Genomic DNA, 1,430 nt, shown 5'->3' on the forward strand with positions numbered 1-1,430 from the left:
CCGGTAGTAATCAAAGGCAAAAAAGGAGATGTAGTATTTGATACTGATGAACATCCCCGGCTTACTACCCGGGAAAAAATGGCCGAACTCAAGCCGGCTTTCAAAAAAGACGGTACCGTTACGGCCGGCAACGCATCCGGGATCAATGATGGAGCAGCAGCGGTAATCGTCATGAGTGCAGAGAAGGCTCAGGAATTAGGGATAAAACCGCTGGCCAGAATCGTAAGCTATGCCTCAGGTGGGGTAGATCCCAAAATCATGGGCATAGGTCCCGTACCTGCTACCCGCAAAGCTTTGGAAAAAGCAGGTCTTACCTTAGATGATATAGACCTCATCGAAGCCAATGAAGCTTTTGCTGCCCAGTCGATTGCTGTAGCCCGGGAATTAGGTTTTGATAAATGTATGGAAAAAGTTAATGTCAATGGAGGAGCAATTGCTTTAGGCCATCCCATAGGGGCTTCCGGCACCAGGATACTGGTAACCCTGCTTTATGAAATGAAAAGGCGTGATGCCAAGAGAGGCTTGGCTACACTTTGCATAGGAGGCGGACAGGGAGTAGCCATGATTGTCGAACGCTAAATAAAATGGGGAGGGGTAAAGGTGAATTTCAAACTGAGCGAAGAACATGAGATGTTTAGAAAAACCTTTCGCGATTTTGCCGAAAAAGAAGTAGCACCTACAGCGGCTGAGCGGGATGAAGAAGAAAGATTTGATATGGAGCTATTTTACAAGATGGGAGAGCTGGGGATGTGCGGCCTGCCCTGGGAAGAAAAATACGGGGGGGTAGGGTCAGACTTTTTAGCCTATGTCATTGCCGTAGAAGAGCTTTCACGGGTTTGCGCCTCAACCGGGGTAACCCTATCAGCCCATGTTTCCTTATGTTCGTGGCCTATCTGGAAATTCGGGACCGAAGAACAGAAGATGAAATATCTGGTACCCCTGGCGGAAGGCAAAAAACTGGGAGCCTTTGCCATTACCGAACCGGGAGCGGGAAGCGATGCTGGAGCTACGCGAACCACCGCGGTTTTAGATGGAGATGAATATGTCCTTAATGGAACCAAAGTATTCATAACCAATGCCTATTATGCCGACATCTATGTAGTAATTGCGCGCACCGGTCCTAGAGAACTGAAGCATAAGAGCATAAGTGCCTTCATAGTGGAAAAAGGAACCCCTGGTTTTAGCTTTGGCAAAAAAGAAAAGAAGCTGGGCATTCGTTCCTCAGCTACCTATGAGCTCATATTCGAAAACTGCCGGATACCAAAAGAGAACTTATTAGGCAGAGAAGGTGATGGATTTAAGATTGCCATGATGATATTAGATGGGGGACGCAATGGGATAGCAGCCCAGGCGGTAGGGATAGCCCAGGGGGCTTATGAATTTGCCTTAAACTATGCCAAAGAAAGAATCCAGTTTGACAAGCCTATAGC

At 47.5% G+C, this 1,430-nt stretch carries 2 protein-coding genes; both read left to right on the forward strand.

What is annotated here, in order from left to right; all coding sequences use genetic code 11:
• The coding region (locus tag BUB92_RS11155; protein ID WP_143156966.1) for an acetyl-CoA C-acyltransferase at positions 1-579 on the forward strand (579 nt) is incomplete at its 5' end.
• Positions 580-600: 21 nt separating this feature from the next.
• Positions 601-1,430 (forward strand): acyl-CoA dehydrogenase family protein (locus BUB92_RS11160; protein WP_073093633.1); only part of this gene is annotated, 830 nt, incomplete at its 3' end.

Source organism: Thermosyntropha lipolytica DSM 11003, from assembly GCF_900129805.1.
In the GTDB taxonomy this organism is placed as follows: Bacteria; Bacillota; Syntrophomonadia; order Syntrophomonadales; family Syntrophomonadaceae; genus Thermosyntropha; species Thermosyntropha lipolytica.